Origin of the sequence: Paraburkholderia sp. BL25I1N1 (assembly GCF_003002025.1) — a bacterium.
GTDB lineage: Bacteria > Pseudomonadota > Gammaproteobacteria > Burkholderiales > Burkholderiaceae > Paraburkholderia.
Window position 1 is genome coordinate 1 of record NZ_PVZB01000020.1, and the last position, 23,842, is coordinate 23,842.

The following is a 23,842-nucleotide window of genomic DNA, read 5'->3' on the forward strand; positions in this document are numbered from 1 at the left end:
CAGGTCGCGACGTGAGCGTGTCGGCGGGGCGCTCACTGTTCGCGTCGGTGCGCGGTGCGATCTCGATGTTCGCCTACCAGCTTGGGCTGAAACTGGTCGCCGCGAAAGGCCGCGTCGATATCCAGGCGCAGAGCGACCAGATGGCGCTCGCGGCCCTGAAGGACATCACGGTCACCAGCACGGATGGCAAGGTCGTCATCACCGCGTCGAAGGAAGTCTGGATCGGCGCGGGTGGGTCGTATATCCAGATCAACGGCAGCGGGATTATTAACGGCTCGCCGGGGGTGATTCTGGAGAAGGGGGTGAGCTGGGATGTGCCGGGGCCGGATTCGAAGCGGATGCCGTTATCCACCATGCCTCAAGGCAACCTGAAAACGACAAGTCTGTACCCTAAATCTCGCTAACTTATGATTATCAGCCCACCCTTCCTGCCGCAGTCGGCGCTCAATTCCGGCGACGATACCGACACTGATGCGATGATGACCGCGGTCGAAGCATACGAACCGGGCTATCACGGTGTCTTCCCTGTGACATTCGATCGTCGCTGGCACGGTGGCATCCATCTTGTGCCAGGCACCCGAGATGAACCTGTGCGGGCCATCGCAGATGGCGAAGTGATCGCCTATCGCGTTAGCCAGAATCCCATTTCCGACGGACATATAGATGACGCGACAGGCCAGGAGGCACTGAATACTAACAATGGATTCGTGCTACTTCGTCATGTCACCGACACGGGAGACGGGCGCACGATAACCTTTTATTCGCTGTATATGCACTTGTTGGATCTTACGGCGCAGCATGCGCTAATCGCACCGCTACCAGCGAATCCGTCGTCGCACGCTTCGCCCTTCGCGCTCGCGGCGTGGCTGCTTGAAGCTGGCGATGGTGTCAAAGAGGGCAATGGCAGGAAGGTCTATCGCAAGGACATCCTCGGTCATTGGGGGCAATCGCAAGGGCTATGGCACTTGCACTTCGAAATCTTTATGACCGGGGATGATTTCACTGCCTGGTTTCAGCAGACTGGTCATACAGTCCAGCTTGGGGAAAATACTCCGGTTCAGCCCAGTTCGAAAGACTGGTGGGGTCATGCCTATTATGTGATCCCTGCCACAGTAGAATTTCTGGACCGGCCAGGCACACCGCATGACGAAGCCTAGTTTCCAAGGCTGAATGCGGGAAGGCTTCCAAAGGAAAGCAGCAAACTGTATGTGGAGGCCTATTTCCACAAGGGCCAGCGTTACGCGCGCGCCTGGATGGATGAAAACGGCGACGGCCGATGCGTACAACTGACAGCCCAGCCCTTAAGGGAGCGATACAACGACTATGAGTACAAGCTCTATGAGCGTGCGATGGCGTTGTATCCAACATGTCCGAGCGACGGGTACGAACTGCTGCGCTTCGGGCGCATTCTGGCCGATTCTCCGACGCTTGTCTCCGCCTCGGATAGAACAACATGGGTCGCGGTGCCCTTCGACGCAAACGGTACGCAAGGCTACGTGGATATCAACAGGACATCCATCGTCAAACTTTCGGATGCGGACTTTCCATTCTTCACCGGCTGGCAGAAGATAAGTAGTGAAAACGCGCCGCTCGATGCGGATGGTCTGTTCAGTTACCGCAAGCTGCGGCAGCTTGTTGGCGACGCAACCGCAACCGCGTTTGATGCTTCTCAGAGTGATTCAACCTTCAGCCTCGATGAACAGCTCTCTTCCTACGTGCAGGGCAACGATAGTGTGCAAACTGGTCTCTCCGGCCTGGTGTGCCATACAAAAAGCGAGTGGGATTCAGCCAACAATGACCTGCGTTATAGGGATCTGAACAAGCCCGATGGTTATTTTGGCAAGTGCAAGGATACGGACCCCGACGGCTACGACAGGTTTTTAGGTTTTTTGAATAAAATCCAGTTCATGGATCACGTGCCATCGCTGGCAGGCGGAAAGGAATTCTGGTTTTTTCATCCACTTGCATTCATTCGACATTTCAGAAAATGCGGATGGCTGTCCGCATCTGAGCTGGCTCAATGTATACCGCGTCAAATTATTGACGAGACTAAAGACGCCTCGCATCATCGAACATATCCAACTGGGACGATACCTTGGGCCAGAGCACTGCAACGGGCAAACCTTTTTGTGCGACATTTAAATTCGACTTTAAGAAAATACTCAATTTCGACCAGCGGATTAAGGGTGGCGTATTTCTTGGGAAATGCGATTCAAGAAACGATTTACCTTTCCACAACTGCCGAGGTCGGCGGAGCACATGCCACCTACGCCCCATGGTGTGGTCGCGGGGTTATCCAACTTACTTTTGAGGCGAATTATACGAAGTATGGGCGCTACAAGGGCTGGAGTGGTCCAGCAACGGCATATCGCGATAGACTTGAAACGGATAGAGATGTCGCCTGCGATTCAGCCGGATTTTACTGGGTTACTTGCGCGAAGGAAGTGCAGTCGGCACATAATATAAATGTCGAATCCGACATTGTTCCAGTCGTTTCCAACTCGCGGCTCGAAAATGTTTGCGACAATTATGATTACCATCAAAAATCTTGCAGATCTCATCCCGAGAGCATTGATTTTCGTGTGTGCCCTCAATTTGAAAGGGCGGCCCGCGCAGTCAATACTGGAAATCCAAATAGTACCGGACCTATGAACGGACTTGTGCCGCGAACAAATGTCTTTCTTTCTGCGCTTGCAAAGACTACTGATACTATCATTGACTATGAAAAAGCATACACTCAAAAAAGCCATTGATCTCTTTAAAGTTTCGCGACAGCGTTCTTTAAAAATAATTTTTATGATCGTAACGCAAGTCGTTCTTCGTCAAAACGGGCTAGTGTTAGCGAAGGAAGTTGCTGCTTCGGGAATAACATTGTCGGGACGGGAACTCCGCGTCATCACAGCAGAAACAAAGCAGACCATTTGGTTAAATCGTGATGTGAACAAGAAAGATATATCCTGGGAGGACCTTAACTTCGATGGTCATCCTGATTTAAAAATACTTTCATCCAGAGGGGCGAGTCAAGAGTTCTATGATGTGTATTTATTCAATTTTTCGGTGAAAAAGTATGTTTATTCCAGGCGATTAAGTGCTTTGCCGTGCATTCAGGCAGACTTGAAGAGGCACCAAATTGTCGGCGCTTGTTTTCATGAAAGTGCTTGTGAAAACTGGAGTGAACGGTATTCCATAAATAAGGGCGGGAAGCTTAATTTATTAGAGCGCGCTGGAACGTATTGCGATACGGCAACAGGTGAGGCATTTTCTTATGTTGATCGTTTTAGCAACGGCAAGCGCATATCATCTAAAGTTGCTCCGATGAAGAATGAATCCATGGTTCAGTAATAAGGGCTGCCGGAGAACTCGGAGTTCCGCAATGAGTGAGTCTGCATCCAATCCCAGTGTATTGTCCAAGTAAAACGGCAAGCACAAAAATGTTGAGCAATGTGCAAGGAACAAATCCGTGACCGATCTCATCCGACTCGGTGACACCACCGACCACGGGGGCGAAGTTATCACCGCCTCAGAAGTCATGCGCTATGGCGGCTTGCGCGTGGCCCGCAAGGGCGACGAAGTGACCTGTCCGCTTCACCCCGAGGTGGTGCCCAACGTCATTGTTGAGGGCGACGACAGGATAACGGATCACGGCGTCCCCGTTGCGCGTCAGGGCCATCACGCAACGTGCGGTTGCAGCCTTATATCCAGCATCGTGTAGCTGGTATATCCACGCCGTTTCCTGCGGCGTGGATACACGACGAAGGAATTACAGGACGTGATTGTGACGAACCCAGACACTATCAGGCTGTTACGCCTGTGGATTGCGAAGGAGCCCTATCACCAGACTCCGTGGGGAAAATCCATGTCGTCCCCATGCGCCCACACCGCAGCATGGACAACTCACCTGTCCGAATTTAAACAAGTCACTTGCCGTGTTAGCTCCCGTTAGGGATCGCCGTTAGCTCGAATGCTGTACAAAAACACATGTCTAATATGTCGGCCTTTTCCCATTGAGGGGAAAGGCAGTTTCCCCGCGCCGTAGCGTATGGGGAAACGTGGGGAACGATGTTTGGCGGCCTGCGGGGAATGCTCAATTTCCCATCACATGGCCCGCAAAGCATTATGGCGTGGGGTTCAGCGCTGTGGGGAGAGACTTATCCACGGATTTGCGAACACAATCTGTGGATAACCTGCAGCGCCGCCGGTCATTCCCACGGCGCCCGACGTTGCTGCATCCACCGGCATCTCAAGTAACAAACCCATTCGCGTCAAGCACTTAAGCGGGTAGCCCCGGAGTTATCAACAACGCTGTCAACACAAACTGGGGATAACGTCGAGGCCTCCCAGGGTCTTCGTTTCGTGAAAGAGCCATTGTTCAACGCCGGCTGGTTCATTCCGTACCGCACACACAAATCCCCATGCGTTCAAGCCGTTAGCCTGCTTGTCAGATAGTTTTCAACAGGCTCTTCAACAAAAAGTGGGGATAAGTTTGCAGCGACCAGTACGGAATCCCAGGTTTAGCTAATCGACAACACCCGGGTTCGCCGCCGGAGCGGCCGACGGCGAAGCCGAAGCCGCGGTCGCTGCAGTTGCGGAATCCGCCGCCGACCCCACCGGCGGATTCCCCATCGCCTGGAACAACGCCGCTGTATCCGTCAAACGCGCGCTCGTATAGCGGATCTCATCGAGCTGCGCGTTGCGGAACTGCTGCTCGCTTGAACGTGCCGACGTAATAGGCAACGCGCCGAGCCGGTAGCGGCCGGAGGTCTCGTCGAAGATGCCTTGCGCCGAGCGCGCGGCGACATTCGCCGCGTCCAGCGCCTGCGAGTCGTGCTCGAGCGCGGCAAGCGTGTCGGCGACGTTCTGGAACGCGGCCAGCACCGTCTGTTTGTACTGCGAGACGGTGGCGTCGTAGGTATCGACCGCCGCGCGCCGTTGCGCGAACAGGGCGCCGCCGTGGAACAGCGGCTGCGACAGCGACGCACCGATGCTCCAGATCGCCCCCGCGCCGGAAAGCGCGACCGGCCAGCTAAAGCCGCCTTGTCCCATCGACGCGCTCAGCGACAGGCTCGGGAACATCTGCGCGGTGGCCACGCCGACATCGGCCGCCGCGGCTTTCAAGGCGGCATCAGCGGCCTGGATGTCGGGACGCGAGCGCAGCAGTTCCGACGGCACCACCACGGGCACCTGCTCAGGCACATGCAACTGCGCGAGTTCGAGATCGTCCGGTGCGGCATCCGGCGTGCGGCCGAGCAGCACCGCCAACGCATGGCGCGTTGTGAGCCACTGCTGCTTCAGGCCCGGCAAACTCGCGGACAGACTCGCGGCGCTTTGTTGCGCGCTCAACTGATCGGCGTGCGAGACGGCCCCCAATGCATAACGCCGCTGCGTGTCGCGCGCCTGATCGTTGGCGATCGTCACAAGCCTTTCCGTCGTCTCGATCTGCGCGCGCAACGCGGCACTGGTGATGGCCGCGCTCACGATGTTGGCGGCCAGCGCCCGCCGCGCGGCGTCGAACTGATACGCCTGCACGTCGACGCGCGCGGCGAGCGCCGCGTCGGCGAGGCGCGCCGCGCCGAACAGGTCGAACGTATAGTGCGCCTGCAACTGACCGACGAAGATGTTGTACAGAAACGTGTTCGGTCCGATCTCGGGGATCGCCAGCGCGCGATTGCGCGTGACCTGGCCGCCGGCATCGATGGTCGGCAGCATCGAACTGCCGATCTGCGCGCGCAGTTGCTCGCGCGCGGCGGCGAGGCTCTTGTCGGTCGCGGCGAGCGTCGGGCTGTTGCGCAGGCCTTCATCGACCAACGCGTTCAGCGCGTCGGATCGATACAGCTTCCACCATTCGGGCACCGGCTTCGCGCCGACCACGAATTGCTGCGTGATGCCTTGCGCGGGCACGGTTTGCGTCGGCTGCGCTTCGGCGCCGTAGTGCGCCGGCTGCGGCATGGCGGGCGGTTCGCCGCTCGGCCCGAACGAACAGGCGGCGAGTGCGCATGCCATGCCGGTGAGCGCCGAGATACGCGCGGATCGGGAAAGTGCGAAAGTAATCATGCTCAATTCCCCGTATGCGTCGTGCCGGACGCGGACGGCGCCTGCGGCTCGCGTTCATCGGCACGCACGCGGAACGACACGGCGTAGAGCGCGGGCAGATAGAACAGCGTGAGGATCGTGGCGCTCGTAATGCCGCCCATCAGCGCGGTGGCCATCGGTCCGAAGAAGTTCGAGCGCAACAGCGGAATCAGCGCAAGCACGGCGGCCGCCGCGGTCAGCGTGATCGGCCGGAAGCGCCGCACGGTCGCGCCGACAATCGCGTCGAAACGCTTATGTCCCGACGCAATGTCCTGCTCGATCTGGTCGACCAGAATCACCGAGTTGCGCATGATGATGCCGAACATCGCGATCACGCCGAGCATCGCGACAAAGCCGAACGGCTGACCGAACAGCAGCAGCGTGAGCACCACGCCGATCAAGCCGAGCGGGGCGGTCAGCACGACCATCAGCACGCGCGCGAAACTTTGCAGCTGGATCATCAGCAGCGTCAGTACGGCGATGATCATGATCGGCATCTGCGCATTGATCGAGGTCTGACCTTTGCCGCTTTCCTCGACCGAGCCGCCGATTTCGATCCGGTAGCCGACCGGCAGTGTCGCGCGAATCGGGCCCAGCGCTTTGTCCACCGCATGCGTGACGTCGATGCCTTGCGCGCCGGGCGCGACGTCGGACTGAACGGTGAGGGTCGGTTGACGGTCGCGTTCCCAGATCACGCCGTACTCGAGGTCGTTGCGCAAATGGCCGAGCGTGCCGAGCGGCACGGGGCCATTAGGCGTGGGAATGGCCAGTGTAACGAGTTGCGCGGGGTCGACACGCTCGGCCTTCGGCGCGCGCAGATCGACGCTGATCAGTTTGTCGCGTTCGCGGTACTGCGTGACGGTGTAGCCGGAGAGCGTCATCGCGAGGAAGCTCGAAATGTCGTCGGAACTGACGCCCAGTTCGCGCGCTTTTTTCTGATCGACTTCGAAGCGCACCGAGCGCTCGGCGGGTTCGTCCCAGTCGAACTGGACGTTGCTGGTGCCGCGGTCCGCGCGCATGGTTGCGGCGACGCGCTCGGCGATCGAGCGCACGGTGGCGATGTCGTCGCCGCTCACGCGGAACTGCACCGGATAGCCGACGGGCGGTCCGTTTTCGAGCCGCGACAGGCGCGTGCGAATCGCCGGAAAGTTGTTGCGCAATTCCGGTTCGAGCCATTGCGCGAGTTTCTCGCGATCCTTTACCGACTTCGCCGTGATCACGAACTGCGCGAAATTGGGCTGCTGCAATTGCTGATCGAGCGGCAGATAGAAACGCGGCGCGCCGGTGCCGACGAAGTCGACCGTATGATCGATTTCCGGGCGGCCCACCAGCGCTTTTTCGAGCCGCTGTGCCTGGCGCAGCGTGGCTTCGAACGACGCGCCTTCGGGCAGGCGTACGTCCACCAGCAACTCGGGACGGTCCGAACTCGGGAAGAACTGTTGCGGCACCAGCGTGAAACCCGCCATGGCCAGCACGAACAGCGCGACGGTGATGGCCAGAACGACGAAGCGTCGCTCGATGCACCAGCCGATCCAGCCGCGCAGGCGCCGGTAGAAGCGCGTGTCATAGATATCGTGCTCGTGATCGTCGGGCAAATGCGCTTCGTGCACCTCGCGTTTGCGCTCGGGCAGCAGGTGATAGCCGAGCAGCGGAATCAGCACCACCGCGGCGAGCCACGAGGCGATCAGCGCGATCGCCGATACTTCGAAAATCGAGCGCGTGTATTCACCGGTGCTCGACTTGGCCAGCGCGATCGGCAGAAAACCGGAGACCGTGACGAGCGTGCCGGTCAACATCGGAAACGCGGTGCTGGTGTACGCATACGCTGCCGCGCGCGTGCGGTTCCAGCCTTGCTCCAGTTTCACCGACATCATCTCGACGGCGATGATCGCGTCGTCGACGAGCAGTCCAAGCGCGAGCACCAGCGTGCCGAGCGACACCTTGTGCAGACCGATATCGAACAGATACATGCACAACGCGGTGACGGCTAGCACCACCGGGATCGAGATCACGACCACCATGCCGGTGCGCACACCTAGCGAAACCAGACTCACCACCAGTACGATCGCCACTGCTTCGGCGACGGCTTCGAGAAAGTCGTCGACCGAATGCGCGACCGCGTCCGGCATGCTCGACACTTCGACCAGTTGCAAGCCGGCGGGCAGCGCTTTTCGCAACTGCGTCATCTGCTGATCGAGCGCCTTGCCGAGGCGAATCACGTCGCCACCCGGCTGCATCGTCACGCCGATGCCGAGCACGGCCTTGCCGCCGGCGCGCATTTGCGTGGCGACGGGGTCGTCGTAGCCGCGCTTGATCGTGGCGATATCGCCGAGACGGAACGAGCGGTTGTTGATGCGGATCAGCGTGTCGGCGAGCGCGTTGACGTCTTTGAACTGACCGGTGGGGCGCACGAACACGCGGTCGTCGGCGGTGGTCAGCGTGCCGGCTTGCGAGACGCTGTTCTGCGAGTTGATCGCCTGGCCGAGTTGCTGCGGCGAGATGCCGAGACGCGTGAGTTGCGTGTTGGCGATCTCGATGTAGATGTGCTGGTCCGGATCGCCGAAATAATCCACTTTACCGACGCCCGGCACGCGCAGCAGCACCGTGCGCAACTGGTCCGCGTAGTCGTGCAGTTGCGCGGCAGAGAAGCCGTCGCCTTCGAGCGTGTAGATGTTGGTGTAGACGTCGCCGAACTCGTCGTTGAAAAACGGGCCTTGAATGCCTTGCGGCAGGGTCGCCGCAATATCGCCGACTTTCTTGCGCACCTGATACCAGGTCTCAGGTACGTCCTTGACCGGCGCCGAGTCCTTCATCGAGAAGAACATCAGCGATTCGCCGGGGCGCGAGTAGCTGCGCACGAAATCGATGGCGGGCGTCTCCTGCAATTTGCGGCCGATGCGGTCCGTCACCTGTTCCTGCATCTGGCGCGCGGTGGCACCCGGCCAGAAGGTGCGGATCACCATCACACGGAAGGTGAAGGGCGGATCTTCGGACTGCGCGAGCCGCGTATAAGCGAGGATGCCGAAAGCGGTCGCGAGCGCGATCAGGAAAACCACCAGCGCCTGATGACGCAGCGCCCAGGCGGACAGGTTGAAGCGTCCTTCTTCATGCGTGGTGCTCATGAAGCGAAGTCCTCGGGATGCAGCGGCGCGATCGCCCGGACTTTTTCGCCGGCGCTCACCGTATGCACGCCTTGCAGCACGACGCGTTCGCCGTCCTTGAGACCTTGACCGATCACGACGGTGCGTTCGTTGTAACGCGTAACCGTCACGCGGCGCAGTTCCAGCGCGTTATCCGCGGCGCGCACGATCCACACGGCGGGCTGCGTGCCGTCATGGAACAACGCCGTGGCGGGCACAGTGAACGAACCGTGCTGATTGGCCGAGGCGTTAGCTGGCGCGGCGAGTTCGATATCCGCGGTCATGCCGAGGCGCACGTCCGGACCGGGATTGTCGAGCGTGAGTTTGGCGCGATAGGTGCGGCTTTGCGGGTCCGCGGCGGGCGACAGTTCGCGCACGCGCGCGGTGAACTTGCGCCCCGGCAGCGCGGCGAGCGTGACGTTGGCGGTTTGCCCGACCGAGAGCGCGGCGAGCGCGCTTTCCGGCACGTCGCATACCACGTCGATGTCGCCGCTCCACGCGAGGTTGTAGACGGCCTGGCCCGCGGAGACGTTCTGGCCCGTGTCGGCCTGTTCGGCGGTAATCACGCCGGCGTGATCGGCGGCGAGCGTGGTGTATTGCAACTGGTCCTTCGATAACGCCGCCTGCTGCGCGGCCTGATCGCGCTGCGCGAGCGCGGATGCGTATGCATTGGTGGTCTGTTCGAGCTGCGCGGGCGCGATCAGGTTTTCTTTGGCCTGCGCCTGATCGCGATCGAGTTGCTGCTTCGCATACACGAGAGCGTGCTGCGCGGCGGTGAGTTGCGCCTGCGCGCTCGCGGCGCTCTTCTGCTGATCGGCCGGATCGAGGCGGGCGACGATCTGCCCGTTCTTCACCACATCGCCGAGACGCACGCGCCGCTCGACGATCTTGCCGCCGACGCGAAACGACAGCGGCGTCGAATAGCGCGCCTGCACCTCGCCGGGCAAGGATGCCGCCTGCGTGCCGCTGCCGTCCGCATGCACGGCGACGGCCACCGCCGGACGCGGCTCGGGCGCCGAGGCTTGCTGCTTCGAACACGCGGCCAGCGTGACGACGCCGGCCAGAACCAGCACGGACGCGGCGCGCCGCAGGCGCGCTCGATGACGATGCTGATGGGACTGCGGACGCATCGCGGGCGATGCATGAAGACCGGGACGCTTCACAATTACCCCAACTGGAGACAGCGAACGAACAGGGCAAGCCGCAGTGGCCCGCCAGCGAAGACGCGCCGGCCGTTCATGCAATTGGCATACGCGACTGATTCAGAATGACGAGATGCATTCTAATACACACCTGTATTTGAATGTTGGAGTGAATTCGAATTCTTTTCGGTGCTAGACTTGCGCCCATGAAACGGCAACGACTGACACGCGAGCAGAGCAAGGACCAGACGCGCGAGCGTCTGCTCGACGCTGCGCAAGCAATTTTTATGAAGAAAGGGTTTGTCGCGGCGAGTGTCGAAGACATCGCGGCGGCGGCAGGCTATACGCGTGGCGCGTTCTATTCGAACTTCGGCAGCAAGAGCGAGTTATTTCTTGAACTATTGCGGCGCGATCACGAGGTCATGCAGGCAGGGCTGCAGGCCATCTTCGCGAACGCGGCATCGCGCGAGGAAATGGAAGAGCGCGTGCTGCGCTACTACAGCAACCTGCATCGCGAGAACAAGTGTTTCCTGCTGTGGGCGGAGGCGAAGCTGCTCGCGGTGCGCGACGGCCGGTTCCGGATTCGCTTCAACGCGTTCATGCACGACAAGCTCGAGCAACTGGGCGCGTACATTCGCGAGTTTTCGGCGCGGGTCGGCACGCCGATGCTGATGCCGCCGGACACGCTGGCGATCGGCTTGATGAGCTTGTGCGACGGTTTGCAGTTCTTCTACACGGTCGACCCGCAGAACGTGCCGGCGGAGAGAGTTGAAGCGGTGCTGGCGGGATTTTTCGCGCGCGTGGTGTTCGGGCGCGATGCGTAAGCGCGTTGAAGCGCGCGATCAGTTGGTCGGCAATTGCGCGCAGGTGTCCACCACCGGCGTGGCGCATACATACGAATATTGACCGCTGTAGCGCAGCACTTCTTCGCCTACGTGCAGCACCACCTTGATGTCCGGACAACGCTCATAGGCGATGAAAGCCGAGCAGGCCGCGGCGGACCAGCAGACCAGCGAGAACGCGATTTTTTCGAGAAGCTGAAAACGGTGTGTCATGGCGGCTTGATTGCAATTGATTTCCATTCGGACGCTATGGTACCAGAATACTAGGGTTTATACCTAGTCGAAATCCGCAATAATGCTCGCGGTCAAGCGCGTTATGAGCCTGCAAGCGTGACGCAGGCGCCTCGCAAACCTGTCCGAATTGTCATGTTCAGGTCAGGGTTGGGACATGATCGGGTCGATACAATCGGAACGTTGGGCAAGCCCGCGCGCGCCTTGCCGCGCGGGTCGACACAGGCGCGAGGCGTGCGCCGGCCCGGCTTTACCGAGGCAGGAGTCGTCCCATGAACCAATTGCAGTCGATGCGCGTATTCGTCAAAGTGGCCGACCTCGGCAGTTTCGTCGGCGCGGCCGGCGCGCTGGATCTTTCCACGGCGGTCGTCACGCGCCACGTCGCCGATCTGGAAGCGCGTCTCGGCACGCGCCTGCTCAATCGCACCACGCGCCGGCTGTCGCTGACCGAGTCCGGCACGACCTATCTGGAGCGCGTGCGTCACATTCTCGACGACCTGGAAGGCGTGGAGCAGATGGTGGTGGCGCGCAATCACGAGCCGGTCGGCACCTTGCGCATCGTCGCGCCGGTGGTGTTCGGGCTGCACAGCCTCGCCCCCGTGGTGCAGTCTTATGCCGCGCGTTATCCGGATGTCGTTCCCGACGTCACGCTCGCGGATCGTCATGTCGATCTGGTGGAAGAGGGCTTCGACGTCGGCATTTTCGTGGCGCGGCACATGCGCAGCGCGAGCATCGTCACGCGACGGCTCACTACCGGCTATCTGACGGTGTGCGCGACGCCCGCTTATCTGGCGCGGCACGGCACGCCGACGCGGCCGGAGCATCTGCTCTCGCATCCCTGGTTGAGCCGTCCGTCTGAGCAGGGCGGCGAGGAGCGTGTGTTCACCGGACCGGATGGCGAAGTCCGCCTGCGCCCGCCGAATGCGATCGTCGCGAACAATACGGAGATGCTCAGGCAGTTCGCGCTGCTGGGCATGGGCGTGGCGATCCTGCCGAGCTATCTGATCGGCCGCGACCTCGCGTCCGGACGGCTGGTGCCGCTGCTACGCGAATACCGTTTGCCGCAGATCGAAGTCTCGATCGCTTATCCGAGCCGCCTGCATTTGCCGGCGAAGGTGCGCACCTTCATCGATCACCTCGTCGAGTATTTTCAGCAGCCGGGGCAGCAGACAGGTGATCCGCGTGCTGTGACGGCGGTGCGTTCCGCGAACGGGGCGACGGACGTTGCAGCGGATATCGACGACCTGTCGGTGCCCGAATTGACTGCCGACGCAGCGCGTCCTTTGCACAAGACTGCGCGCTCGCGAATCGCGGCTTCATCGCCGTTTTGATGCTGTTTTGATGGCGTTTTGACGCCGGGCGCGGCAGGCGTCGGCTTTTGAAGCGCGGCGTCAGTTGGTATGGCGGACTGGCCGGCATGCCTGTCGGCGCTGGGCGCTGCGTCTCGCTCGGCAGCGCCGCCCTGAAACCGCGCTAACGCTTCAAATCCACACGTCGTTTGCCGCCGTCCGTTCGCTGACTTCCTCGCCGGTATTCTTCACGCCGCGGGGCTCGATCAGCAGCAGCTTCACTTCGTGTTCGGCGTACGGCTTGTGCTCGATGCCCTTCGGCACCACGAACATTTCCCCCGCTGAAATCAGCACGAAACCATCGCGCATGTCGATGCGCAGTTGTCCCTCGAGCACGATGAACGTCTCGTCGGTGTCAGCGTGCTCATGCCAGATGAAATCCCCCTCGATTTTTACCAGCTTGAACTGATAGTCGTTCATTTCGGCGACCACGCGTGCTTGCCACTGGTCGTTGAAGAGCCGCAATTTTTCCGCGAAATTGATGGCCTGATACGGCCGTTGAGTGACCTGTGCGTCGGACATGCAGTGCTCCTCCTGAGCGGTTATGTCAGGCAGGAGCGTACGGCGCGGCGGGTGGCCGGGTCTTGAACGTTTGTGCGCGCGGGCTGTGCGTCGAAAACGCCTTCGCTCAGCGCGCGCCGGGTCCCGACGATCCGAGCATCTTCAGCCATTGCGCCGGTGCGACGCCCCAAGTGTGCTTGAAGTGCCGCGTCATGTGGCTCTGATCGGCGAAGCCGCTTGCCGCCGAGGCGTCGGCGAGCGACAGGCCCGCGAGCACCCGTTGCCGCACGAGATCGAGTCGCCGCATGGTCAGATAGCGATGCGGACTGGTGCCGAACAATGCGCGAAAATCCCGCGACAAACTCCAGCGGTCGCGGCCTGCCGCGGCTGCGAGTTCATCGAGCGTGACGGCGCGATCGAGCGAGGCCAGCAGGTAGTCGCGCGCAAGCGTTGCCGCGCGGTAATCCACCGGACGCGGTGTATCCGGCGCGCCTGCCACCGTGTCGAGTGCGACCGCAAGATCGTAGAGCGCGCTGTCCTGTTCGAGCGGATCGATGGCGCTGTCCATCGCGCGCAGCAGGCTTTCGGTGGCGGCGAACAGGCGCGGATCGTTCGACAGCCCTCCTTCCAGGAACGGCAGCGGCTTGCCGCCGAGCGCCTGCTGGAACAGCGCCGGATCGACATAGATCATGCGGTAGTGGAAGCCGTCGCCGGTGCCGGCCTGGCCGTCGTGCGGTTCGTCGGGATGCAGCACCATCGTGCCGCCCGGCAAGCTGTTGCGGGTGCTGCCGCGATAGCGAAAGCTCTGCACGCCGGACAGCGTGCGGCCGATCGCATACGTATCGTGGCGATGCATCGCGTAGCCGGCCTGGTGAAAGAACGCCTCGATCCGCTCGATGCCGCTCACGCCGGCAGTTTGCGGCGAGCGATAAATCCAGTCGGAACCGCGGCCGTTCCGCGTGGACGAAAGCGGCAGGGAACGCGCCGGCGATGAAGCCGGTTCCTCGCTCATCCGCCGAGCCCCGGGCCGTAATTGCCGCTGATGTAGCGCGTCACGGAGGCGACGTCCGCGTAATCCTGTTCCGGCAGGCCATCGAGCATCGACAGCACTTCGTTGCTCGCGCCGGCTTCGCGCGCGGCGTCGACCAGCGCGTCCTTGTACGTGGGAAATTGGACTTCGCTCAGAAGATCGGTGATCTGCAGGTCAATCGATTCGCCGGGAATAGCCGATGCGGTCATGCAAACGCTCCTATTGATACGGTTGGACGTGACGAGGACGTGAGTGTTGCCGCTGAACGAAACGCCAGAGGCCGCGCTAGTTGCAGTATGCCGCATGAGAAAAAGTGCCCGTCCGCGCACGCCATCGTCACCGCTGACGGGTCGTGACGTCTCACGTATGCAACCCGCGCGCGCGCTTCCGTACATGCCGGTGTCAGGTCTGCAAATGCTCGTTCTGTCCGGTGAAGCTTCGATCGAGATGCCGTGACTTGGGCAGCGCGATATGTTGCCATTGTTGCGGACGATTATTGTCCGTGGCGGCAACATCCGGCGCCGCCGGGGCGACGGGTGCTGCGTTAGCGCGTTCGGCAAGACTATTGGCGTTCGTGCTGTCCGGCGCGGTGTGAACCGGCGCGGCGAAACACGAGGCTGACAGCGTCACCATGGTCAACAGCGTCGAGGTTTTCATCCCGACCTCCTAAGCTCATGCGGCGCTGACAGTGGAGCAAATGCTGTGCCGCAAGCGCTGTGCCGTCCCCGCGTCGAAAGGACGGCGCATGCTCTGCGCGGCGTGGCCGAGGTGTACGGTCGGCGGCTACCGCGCATCTTTCCATCTTACGCGCGCAAATTCTGCATCGCGCGCACGTTTGCGGCAAAACGGTATTGTGATTTCAGATAATGGCAGAAACGCGGCGACCGCGCAGCAGCGCCATCGCGAACGGCCGTGCGGCGCGAATGCTGCGGCGCGGCAGGCGCCATGGATGAGGCTCTAGCGCAGCACGTCAAAGCGCGTCCACGGCCACGAAGGCCGGTCGCGCATGTACCCATTCAGCCAGTTCCACTGCGGATGCCGCTTCATGAACGCCTGCGCGTCGAACGGCCGCCCGCAAGGGTGGCCCCAGCGCGCGCTGAACGCCATCTCGCGCGCCATTTCACTGTCGACCACCTTGCCGTCGTTGGCGCCCCATGGATTGAACGGCCCGTGATCGGTTCCGCCGAAGCGCGCGTCGTCCAGTTCCAGATGCCCGCAGATGGTGCGCGAGCATGGATTGTCGTTGCGGTCGAGATAAACGTCGTGATGATCGGCGATCATCTCCTTGGCCAGTTCCACGTCGATCTTGCCGCGATGCATTTCCTCGAGCTGCATGAAGCGCAGGCGCCGTGCGCCGTTCTTGCGCACGTCTGTATAGTCTTCGCCTTCGCCGAGGCATTCCTGGTTGCGGATCTTCAGGTCGGTCGCGGTGTTGTAGCCGCTGTAGAAACCGTCCTTGGTGCTCTCGAAACCGGAGAAGTGCAGGCCCAGTTCGTAGCGCGCGATCTCGCCGGTCTTGGCGTCGCCCAGCAGCCAGCTGTTCGCATAGCCGCCGTTATTGGCGATCGCGAACATTTCGCACCATTCGCCGATGCTGTTCGCGTACTGCGACGCACGCCGCGAGCGATAGAACTCGGGCGCGCCCGCCGCGTTGTAGCCGGCGAAGTTGGAGATGGTGGTTTCCGTCACCATCAGCCCGGCGGCGGTGACCCAGAAATCCGTCAGACTGGAAATGCAGCCGGGCAGCCCTTGCATCAGGATGCGGTTGCCCTCGTCGGGCACGATGTCGAAGATCACGTTGAACGCGTCGCCGGCGGCGTAGCGGTCCCACGAGTTGTGCGCCATCACGATCCGGCCGTCGCGCGTTGCGCGGCCGGTGGCAATGAATGCGCTGCAGTGGTGCCCGCGCCGTCCGCGCCACGGCTTCACGCCGAGGTTCGGCTGCTTCTGCGACGCGTGGGTCGGCCACCAGCTTTGCAGCAGATCCATGTAGCCGTTCCACGCCAGCACTTCGGCGAACGGCAGCTTCGCGCCGTCGGCGATGCCCTGGATTTCGTCGGCGAATTCGGTGTCGAGTTTGTTGGCGAACTGGGAGACCGCGGCGCTGACGAAGGTGTCGAAATCTTCGCCGGTGTCCCATTTGGCGAGATAGCGGGCGGTGTGGATCGCGTTGCGGATTTCGCTGGCGAGCAACTGGCCGTGCTGCTCGCCGCGATCGTACGGCTCGCCTTCGATATGCAGGAAAATCCAGCCTGCCTGGTCGCGGCGCACGGCATCGAGGGACGGTTCGCTCATCTTCGCTCCGATCGAAGGACGGGCGTCTCGGTGCGCCCGTTCTGGCGTAACGCGCGCTGCCGGCGTTCGCCGCAGCGGTCTGTCCATTGTAGAGAATTTGCCGCGCTTTGCACGGGCCCCAAAGAGAGCGCGGCCGCGGCCTGGAGCGGATCGCGCGCGGTGCCTAACGCGTCGGATTCATGCGGAAATACGCGTCGAGCAGCGAGCTTTTGTAGACCACGCCGGCGAGCGTGGGATGCGCGGCGCTTTCGATCACCGGCAGGCGCTCACCCTGGAACGCGAGGAAATGCTGCAACGCTACGCCGAGCGGCATGTCCGGCGTGAGCACGTCGAAATGCGGCTGCAAATAGTTCGCCGCGGTCTTCGCGGACGTGTCGCTGCCGTCGAGCAGATCGGAGGTGATGTCCTTCAGAGCGACCACGCCGAGAAACGCGCCGGACTCGTTCGCCACGTAGAGATACTTCACCGGATATTCGAGGAATACGCGCGTCATGTCCTGCACGGTCGCATTGGGCGGCACGACGGTTTCGGCGGGGCGGATCAGCTCGCGCATCTGCGTGGCGCGCAGTCGCGAGCGCTCCTGTTCCTCGTGATTGCGGCGCAGGGTGATTTCGTACATGGAGGTCTTGCCGATCGCGCGCGACACGAAATAGGCGACCACGCAGGAAAGCATCAGCGGCAGCACGACCTGATAGCTGAGGGTCATCTCGAAGATCATCAGGATCGCCATCAGCGGCGCCTGGGTCGCACCCGCGAGGAACGCGCCCATGCCGACCATGGCGTACGCGAACGGCGCCGACGTGCCGTGCGGCCACAGCGCGTGCATGCCCTGGCCGAACAGCGAGCCGACCACCGCGCCGACGAACAGCGTCGGCGTGAACACCCCGCCGACCGCACCGGAGCCCGCCGTGGCCGCCGTGGCGACGAGCTTGAAGACGAGCACGAGGACGAGCGCGGTCCACGTCCACGGCGAATGCAGGATCGAGTTGACGACGCTGTAGCCGTTGCCCCACACCTCGGGCGTCCAGACCGACAGAATGCCGACCACCAGGCCGCCGAGCGCGAGCCTCAACGGCAGCGGCACCGGCAGCTTGCGAAAGCTTTGCTTCGACGCGTCGAGCAGCCGCAGAAACTGCGGCGCGGCCGCGCCGCACAGCGCGCCGAGCGCGACGAACAGCAGCACCTCAAGGCCGGCCACCGGCGGAAACACCGGCATCTCGTACGGCGGCTTGTAGCCGGCGAATTCACGCATGGTGATGTTGGCGACCACCGCCGACACCACCACGGGCCCGAAGCTCTCCATGGCGATCGAGCCGAGCACGATCTCCGTGACGAAAAACGCGCCCGCGATCGGCGCGCTGTACGCCGAGGTGATCCCGGCCGCCGCGCCGCAGGCCACCAGCAGACGCAGCCGGGGCGGATCGAAATGCACCCAGCGTCCGATCAGCGAACCGGCGAGCGCCGCCAGTTGCACCATCGGACCTTCGCGGCCGATCGACCCACCGCTCGAAATCGTGAACAGCGACGACACGCTGCGCCACAAGCTTAGTTTGACCGGCACCACGCCGTCGCCGATCGCGACCGCCTCCATGTAATCGATGTGATTGCATTTGTCCTCGTAACGCCGCGCGATCAGCAGAAAGAAGCCGGCGATCAGGCCGCCTGCCGCGGGCAGCCAGATCCGCACGGTCCACGGCAAGCCGCGCGCCATTTCGACGAAACTGCCGGACTTGCCGACGATCGCGAATTGCAGCAGCGCGATGCCCTCGCGAAAGCCAATGGTAGCGAAGGCGCCCGCCACGCCGACCACGACCGACCAGATCAGCATGGTGTGAGCGTCGGAAAGGCGGAACAGATCTTGGGCGCGGGTGCGCAGCTTCAGCAGGAATGAAAGCACGTCGACGGTACAGGGCGTGAAAGTGGGTTGGACAGCGCGCACGGTAACAGCATCGCGCCCGCTTTGGACGGCGGGCGGGCAACGTTGAGCGAACGAGTGAAGAAGGCGCGGCTCAAGTCGCCGCCTTGTCGAGTTCCGGGTAGTGCCGGAAGATGCAGGCCTCGTTGTGTTCGATGCGCCGCTCGGACTGCAGATACGCGGCGATGTTCGGCCGCTCGATCACCGCGTCGTGTAACGCGGCGAGCCGCGGGTAGTGCTCGCCGAATCGCTTGAGCGCGCGGGGAAACGCGTACAGCAGGCCGTCGATCAACTGGAACATCGACAGGTCGACGTAAGTGAGCGCGTCGCCCACCATGAACTGATCGCCGGCGGGATTCTGTTTGAGCACGCGCTCGAAGTACGACATGAACTTCGGAATGCGGTTGTCGATGAAGTCATGCGCGCGCACCTTGGCGGCGTCTTTCTGGTCTTCGTAGTACAGCGCGCTGGCGAGCGGGTGATGCGTGTCGTGCGCCTCGGTGACCATGTCCGCGATAGTCAGTTGCAGGCCGTTGGCCACATAGCGCAAGCTCTCCACCGTGGGTGCGAGGTTCAGCCGCGGGCCAAGATAGAACAGGATGTTGGCGGTCTGCGCGATCACCAGGTCGCCGTCTTTCAGAAACGGTGGCGCGAACGGCGGATACGGCTCGTCCTTGCTCTTCATCACCGACATCATCGCCTTGGTGCCGAGACCGTCGGACGGTTCGCCGCGCGCCACTTCCACGTAGTCGGCGCCGGCTTCTTCCAGCGCGAGCCGGACGAATTCTCCGCGGCCTTGCAGGCCGTCCCAATAGTAAAGTTCCAGGCTCATCAATCGATCCTCATTCCGGTTGCATTGACACAGACGCGAAGACGGGGCGCGAAGCGCAGCGCGGAAGCGGCCCACCTTGGCATGCTGCATGAGCTGACAACGTTGGCAGCCAGTATGCCGCGCGAGCGGGCAGTTTGGGTCTCCAGAATGCGCAAAACCCCGCACGCGGCGGGGTGGGTTTAAAGGCGAGGGCGGCCTAGCCGAACAGGTGCTGGACAGTCCATGTAATTCCGAGTCCGCCGGCAATCAGCCACACATACAGAATGAAGCCGGTGGTCAGTGCGCGGGGGCCGGCCTGCCGGATCTGCGCAATGCGCGTTTCGATGCCGAGCGCGGTCATGGCCATGGTCAGCGCGAAGGTGTCCAGCGTGTTGAGCGTGCTGGTCGCGGCTTCCGGCAGCACATGCAATGAGTTGATCACGACGAAGGCGAGAAAGCCGAGCGCGAACCAAGGAATCGCCAGCTTACGCGGCGCGTTGCCGTGGGCGCCGTCCTGCGCGCCGGCGGCAGCCGAATCGCGACGCGCCGAGCGGTTCACCCACATGCCGACCACCAGCAGCACCGGCACCAGCAACATCACGCGGGTCATCTTCACGATGGTGGCAATGTGCGCCGCTTCCGGGCTCACGTTGCTGGCCGCGCCGACCACCTGCGCCACTTCATGGATCGTGCCGCCGAAGAAGAGGCCCGCGCCGACCGTGTCCAGATGCAGCCAGCCTGCCTTGAACAGAATCGGGTAGAGGAACATCGAGAGCGTGCCGAACAGCACAACACTGCCTACCGCCATCGCGCTTTTATGCGGCTTCGATTGCAGCGTCGATTCGAAGGCGAGCACGGCGGCGGCGCCGCAGATCGCGCTGCCCGCGGCGGTCAGCAAGGCCGTGTCGCGGTCGAGCTTCATGATTTTCATGCCGGCCCACGTGCCGATCACGAGCGTGCTGACCACGATCAGAACGGATTCCGCGAGACCGGGCACGCCGACCTGAGCGATTTCCTGGAGGCTCACGCGCAGTCCAAAGAAGGCGACCGCGATCCGCAACAACTTGCGCGCCGAGAAATTGACGCCGGCCGCCCAACTGGCGGGCATGCCATCGCGCAAGGCGTTGCCGTAAATGGCGCCGGCCACGATGCCGACGATCAGCGGGCTCAAGCCCAATCCGGCGATGGCGGGAATCGCGGCGATGCGCGTGACGGCAGCGGCGAAAAGCGCGACGAACAGAACGCCGTTGAGCTGCCCGCGGGTGGAAAACCCGGCGGGCGTCGTGCTGGAGGCAGTGAGATGAGCGGTGGACATGAAGCAGCCCTTTTCTGTGACTGACGAAGATTCGATGGGGCTAATCCTAAATTAGATATATCGATATGAAAAATCATGATTTAGAATGTAAGGTATCGCCCCAGCCGATACTTCGCCCTCCATGACCCCCGATCAACTTATAACTTTCGCTGCCGTCGCCGAGCATCGCAACATTAGCCGGGCGGCTGTCGCGCTGCATTTGTCGCAGCCCGCCGTGTCCGGCCAGTTGCGGCAGTTGCAGGACGAATTCGGCGAGCCGCTGTATCAGCGCGACGGCCGCGGCGTGCGTCTCACGCCGGCGGGCGAACAGCTCGCCAGCTACGCCACGCGGCTGCGCGACACCTGGCGGCAGGCGCATGCGTACCGTGATGCCTTGCGCGGCCTCGAGCAGGGCACCTTGCGGATCGGTGCGAGCACCACGCCAGCCAGCTACCTGCTGCCGTATCTGATCGCCGACTTCCATCGCCGCTATCCGGACGTCACGCTGCATACGGCGGACGGCAATACCACGGAGATCGTCGCTGGGCTCGATTCGGTGGACATCGCGATGATCGAGGGGCCGGTCGGCGTGGATCTGCCGCCGGACACCGCGGTGCACTCGTGGCGCGAAGACGAGATCGTCGCGATCATGCCGCGCGCGCATCCGTTGGCGCAGTCGGCGGAGTCGGCGGAGTCGGCGCAGTCGAGCAGAGGCGGCCCGGCCGGGCTGGCGGCTTTCGGCGACTATCCACTGGTGTTGCGCGAAGCGGGCTCGGGCGTGCGGCAGATCGTCGAGCGCGCGTTTGCGCGGGCCGGTGTGCCGATGCGCGTCGCCTTGGAGATCGCCGGCGTCGAAGGCGTGAAGGAAGCGGTGCGCGCGGGCATGGGCATCGGTTTCGTGTCGGCCATGTCGATGCGGCACGAAGACCACGCGCTGTGTCTGCTGTCGCTCAGTCCGGAGCCGCTCACGCGGCGGCTGTCGATTCTGGTGCCGCATGCGAGCGCGCCGTCGCGGGTGGTGGAGCAATTTCTCGCGCTGTGTCTCGCGGAACAGCGTTGAGTCTTCGGCGCCGGCAGCCGGCACGTCGATCGCACACCATGCCAACCGACGCCTGGGGATTTCCACTATGGTGCATAACGGCGCCCTCGGCGCACTATTCGGGCATCGGAAGCGCCTCGGCGCTTTTTTTCGAGGCGTGTTTGGAACCGGTTCCAAATGCCGATCGTGAGACAGATTTGAGTAAATTCGACATGGCCGACGCAGTGGACGTGGTGATCGTCGCAAGCGCATTCGGGATGGACGCGGTCCGCACGGACGGTCATCTGAAGTGGGCGCAAGCGAGCAAACAGGCCGGCGCGGCGGGTTTCGAAGTGCGCCGCGAACTGTTCGCTGACGAAACAGACGCCGCGCCGCACAAGCTGCGCGCGCTCGGCGAGCAGATCGCCGAGCTGGGACTGTGGTGCGTGTACTCCACGCCGGCTTCGCTGTACACGGCGCAGGGCAAGCTCGACGCCGAAGCACTGCGCCTCTCGACGGAAGAAGCGCGCGCGCTCGGCGCGCGCTTCGTGAAGTTGCAACTCGGCGGGTTCGCCGCCGACGCCAACGCTGCGGTGATCGCCGATCACATGCGCTGCGCGGAGTTGCGCCTCGTCGTCGAAAACGGGCAGTTGGCCGAGGGCGGTTCGCTCGCGCAATTCACCGGCCTGTTCGAAGCGCTGGCGCGCGAAGGTCACGCCGACGTGCTCGGCATGACTTTCGACATCGGCAACTGGGCCTGGCGCGAGGTGATGCCGCTCGACGCCGCCCTGCCGCTGGCGGCGCATGTGGACTACATCCATTGCAAGACGACGGTGGGCGAGGGCGCACGACGCTTCCCCGCAGCCCCGGCCGCGGACGACGCCCAGTTCGCCGCCGTGCTCGACAAGCTGCCGCGTCATGTGCCGCGCGGCATCGAGTTTCCGTTCGATACGAGCCGTACCGAAGCAGACGCGGCGCATTACGTCGCATGGCTGGCCGCCGCGTGAGCGGCATGTGGAACCTGAGAGAAGCAGCGACACCGAGAAAAGCACGCGGCAACAGGCACGCGGCAAATGAGTCGCGGTAAAGGAAAGCAGCAAGCGGTGCGCGCAAAGTGGTACGCCCAAACAGCACGCAGCAAATCTGACGCGGCAAACCGTAAGCGATAAACACGCACGCGAAACACGCAGCAAAAGGGATCACGCAGGAGCGAAGCATGAGCAAGCCAACCGCAGCACTCGATGTCATCACCTACGGCGAAGCGATGGCCATGTTCGTGGCCGCCGAAACCGGCCCGCTCGCGGGAGTCGGCCAGTTCACGAAGCGCGTCGCCGGCGCCGATCTGAACGTGGCGATCGGTTTGTCGCGCCTCGGCTTCAAGGTGGGCTGGATGAGCCGCGTCGGCAACGATTCGTTCGGCCAGTACGTGCGCGACACGCTGACGAAAGAGGGCATCGACCAGGGCTGCGTCACGACCGACGAGCGCTATCCGACCGGCTTCCAGCTGAAGTCGAAAAACGACGATGGCAGCGACCCGGCGGTCGAGTATTTCCGCAAAGGTTCGGCGGCGAGTCATCTGTCGCTGGCCGACTATGCGGCGCACTACGTCCTGCAAGCGCGCCACCTGCATCTGACCGGCGTGGCGCCCGCGATTTCGGCCAGCTCGCGCGAACTCGCGTTCCATCTGGCGCGCGAAATGCGTGCCGCCGGCAAGACGATTTCGTTCGACCCGAATCTGCGCCCGACGCTGTGGCCGTCGCGTGCCGCGATGGTCGAAGGCCTGAATGCGCTTGCCGCGCTGGCCGACTGGGTCCTGCCCGGCATCGGCGAGGGCGAGATTCTGACCGGCTACACGCAGCCCGAGGACATCGCGAAGTTCTATCTGGATCACGGCGCGCGCGGCGTGATCATCAAGTTGGGCGCGCATGGCGCGTACTTCCGCACCGCCGACGATGCCGCCGTGATCGCCGGTCAACCGGTTGCGAAAGTCGTGGACACGGTCGGCGCGGGTGATGGTTTCGCCGTCGGCGTGATCAGCGCTTTGCTCGAAGGCAAGTCGCTGCCGCAAGCGGTGGCGCGCGGCAACCGCATCGGCGCGCTGGCGATTCAGGTGATCGGCGATTCGGAAGGGCTGCCGAGCCGGGCCGAACTCGACGCGCTGGAAGCGGCCGACGCAGCTCCCGTGGCCGCTGCGGCCTGACAACC

General features: G+C 62.6%; 22 protein-coding genes. 10 read left to right on the forward strand and 12 right to left on the reverse strand.

Features of this window, described 5'->3' with window-relative positions; all coding sequences use genetic code 11:
- The 5 genes from B0G73_RS27100 to B0G73_RS27110 all read left to right on the forward strand — a co-directional run.
- On the forward strand, nucleotides 1-404 hold a 404-nt coding region (locus B0G73_RS27100; RefSeq protein WP_146144240.1), incomplete at its 5' end, for a DUF2345 domain-containing protein.
- A gap of 3 nt (nucleotides 405-407) precedes the next feature.
- Nucleotides 408-1,157, forward strand: a complete 750-nt coding sequence (locus tag B0G73_RS41410; RefSeq protein ID WP_258193455.1) for a M23 family metallopeptidase — start codon at nucleotides 408-410, stop codon at nucleotides 1,155-1,157.
- A gap of 51 nt (nucleotides 1,158-1,208) precedes the next feature.
- Complete coding sequence (locus tag B0G73_RS27105; protein ID WP_258193456.1) at nucleotides 1,209-2,753, forward strand: hypothetical protein; 1,545 nt, start codon at nucleotides 1,209-1,211, stop codon at nucleotides 2,751-2,753.
- Nucleotides 2,722-3,342, forward strand: a complete 621-nt coding sequence (locus B0G73_RS40160; RefSeq protein ID WP_146144241.1) for a hypothetical protein — start codon at nucleotides 2,722-2,724, stop codon at nucleotides 3,340-3,342. The genes B0G73_RS27105 and B0G73_RS40160 overlap by 32 nt, the downstream gene beginning before the upstream one ends.
- A 118-nt stretch (nucleotides 3,343-3,460) precedes the next feature.
- Nucleotides 3,461-3,712 carry a PAAR domain-containing protein gene (locus tag B0G73_RS27110; RefSeq protein ID WP_106284261.1) on the forward strand — a complete coding sequence of 84 codons (252 nt, stop codon included), beginning with the start codon at nucleotides 3,461-3,463 and terminating at the stop codon, nucleotides 3,710-3,712.
- Nucleotides 3,713-4,515: 803 nt separating this feature from the next.
- On the opposite strand, the gene B0G73_RS27115 is transcribed toward B0G73_RS27110, so the two are convergent.
- The 3 genes from B0G73_RS27115 to B0G73_RS27125 are packed head-to-tail and all read right to left on the reverse strand — an operon-like array spanning nucleotide 4,516 to nucleotide 10,339.
- Entirely contained in the window at nucleotides 4,516-6,051 is a 1,536-nt protein-coding gene (locus B0G73_RS27115; RefSeq protein WP_106284262.1) for an efflux transporter outer membrane subunit, read from the reverse strand.
- A 2-nt stretch (nucleotides 6,052-6,053) separates the two neighbouring features.
- Complete coding sequence (locus tag B0G73_RS27120; RefSeq protein ID WP_106284263.1) at nucleotides 6,054-9,191, reverse strand: efflux RND transporter permease subunit; 3,138 nt, start codon at nucleotides 9,189-9,191, stop codon at nucleotides 6,054-6,056.
- Entirely contained in the window at nucleotides 9,188-10,339 is a 1,152-nt protein-coding gene (locus B0G73_RS27125) for an efflux RND transporter periplasmic adaptor subunit (protein WP_106284264.1), read from the reverse strand. Before B0G73_RS27125 ends, B0G73_RS27120 begins: the two co-directional genes overlap by 4 nt.
- Before the next feature lie 218 nt (nucleotides 10,340-10,557).
- Here B0G73_RS27125 and B0G73_RS27130 point away from each other — a divergent pair, with 218 nt between their 5' ends.
- On the forward strand, nucleotides 10,558-11,175 hold the full coding sequence (locus B0G73_RS27130) for a TetR/AcrR family transcriptional regulator (protein WP_106284265.1): 618 nt from the start codon (nucleotides 10,558-10,560) through the stop codon (nucleotides 11,173-11,175).
- An 18-nt stretch (nucleotides 11,176-11,193) separates the two neighbouring features.
- On the opposite strand, the gene B0G73_RS27135 is transcribed toward B0G73_RS27130, so the two are convergent.
- Nucleotides 11,194-11,406, reverse strand: a complete 213-nt coding sequence (locus tag B0G73_RS27135) for a hypothetical protein (protein WP_106284388.1) — start codon at nucleotides 11,404-11,406, stop codon at nucleotides 11,194-11,196.
- 290 nt (nucleotides 11,407-11,696) lie between these two features.
- Here B0G73_RS27135 and B0G73_RS27140 point away from each other — a divergent pair, with 290 nt between their 5' ends.
- Complete coding sequence (locus B0G73_RS27140; protein ID WP_106284266.1) at nucleotides 11,697-12,755, forward strand: LysR family transcriptional regulator; 1,059 nt, start codon at nucleotides 11,697-11,699, stop codon at nucleotides 12,753-12,755.
- Nucleotides 12,756-12,905: 150 nt separating this feature from the next.
- Here the strand turns inward: B0G73_RS27140 and B0G73_RS27145 are convergent, their stop codons facing one another.
- The 8 genes from B0G73_RS27145 to B0G73_RS27180 all read right to left on the reverse strand — a co-directional run bounded on the left by B0G73_RS27145 (nucleotide 12,906) and on the right by B0G73_RS27180 (nucleotide 20,640).
- Nucleotides 12,906-13,295 (reverse strand): cupin domain-containing protein, encoded by a 390-nt coding sequence (locus B0G73_RS27145; protein WP_106284267.1) that lies wholly within the window; start codon nucleotides 13,293-13,295, stop codon nucleotides 12,906-12,908.
- Nucleotides 13,296-13,401: 106 nt separating this feature from the next.
- Nucleotides 13,402-14,286 carry an AraC family transcriptional regulator gene (locus B0G73_RS27150; RefSeq protein ID WP_106284268.1) on the reverse strand — a complete coding sequence of 295 codons (885 nt, stop codon included), beginning with the start codon at nucleotides 14,284-14,286 and terminating at the stop codon, nucleotides 13,402-13,404.
- Nucleotides 14,283-14,513, reverse strand: a complete 231-nt coding sequence (locus tag B0G73_RS27155) for a DUF2795 domain-containing protein (protein ID WP_106284269.1) — start codon at nucleotides 14,511-14,513, stop codon at nucleotides 14,283-14,285. Before B0G73_RS27155 ends, B0G73_RS27150 begins: the two co-directional genes overlap by 4 nt.
- Before the next feature lie 193 nt (nucleotides 14,514-14,706).
- Complete coding sequence (locus B0G73_RS27160; RefSeq protein WP_106284270.1) at nucleotides 14,707-14,961, reverse strand: hypothetical protein; 255 nt, start codon at nucleotides 14,959-14,961, stop codon at nucleotides 14,707-14,709.
- Between the two features lie 300 nt (nucleotides 14,962-15,261).
- A complete protein-coding gene (locus B0G73_RS27165) occupies nucleotides 15,262-16,599 on the reverse strand; it encodes a C45 family peptidase (protein ID WP_106284271.1) in 1,338 nt (445 codons plus the stop codon).
- Nucleotides 16,600-16,762: 163 nt separating this feature from the next.
- Entirely contained in the window at nucleotides 16,763-18,496 is a 1,734-nt protein-coding gene (locus tag B0G73_RS27170) for a ClcB-like voltage-gated chloride channel protein (RefSeq protein WP_106284389.1), read from the reverse strand.
- Between the two features lie 112 nt (nucleotides 18,497-18,608).
- Nucleotides 18,609-19,346, reverse strand: coding sequence for a glutathione S-transferase (locus B0G73_RS27175; RefSeq protein WP_106284272.1), 738 nt, complete (start codon nucleotides 19,344-19,346; stop codon nucleotides 18,609-18,611).
- Nucleotides 19,347-19,542: 196 nt separating this feature from the next.
- The gene (locus tag B0G73_RS27180) at nucleotides 19,543-20,640 is read right to left on the reverse strand and encodes a YeiH family protein (protein WP_106284273.1); all 1,098 of its coding nucleotides are present in this window, start codon (nucleotides 20,638-20,640) and stop codon (nucleotides 19,543-19,545) included.
- Nucleotides 20,641-20,761: 121 nt separating this feature from the next.
- Between B0G73_RS27180 and B0G73_RS27185 the strand changes: the two genes are divergently transcribed.
- From B0G73_RS27185 to B0G73_RS27195, 3 genes are all read left to right on the forward strand, one after another.
- The gene (locus B0G73_RS27185; RefSeq protein ID WP_106284274.1) at nucleotides 20,762-21,679 is read left to right on the forward strand and encodes a LysR family transcriptional regulator; all 918 of its coding nucleotides are present in this window, start codon (nucleotides 20,762-20,764) and stop codon (nucleotides 21,677-21,679) included.
- Nucleotides 21,680-21,870: 191 nt separating this feature from the next.
- A complete protein-coding gene (locus tag B0G73_RS27190) occupies nucleotides 21,871-22,644 on the forward strand; it encodes a TIM barrel protein (protein ID WP_106284275.1) in 774 nt (257 codons plus the stop codon).
- 209 nt (nucleotides 22,645-22,853) lie between these two features.
- A complete protein-coding gene (locus tag B0G73_RS27195) occupies nucleotides 22,854-23,837 on the forward strand; it encodes a sugar kinase (protein ID WP_106284276.1) in 984 nt (327 codons plus the stop codon).
- Nucleotides 23,838-23,842 lie beyond the last annotated feature (5 nt).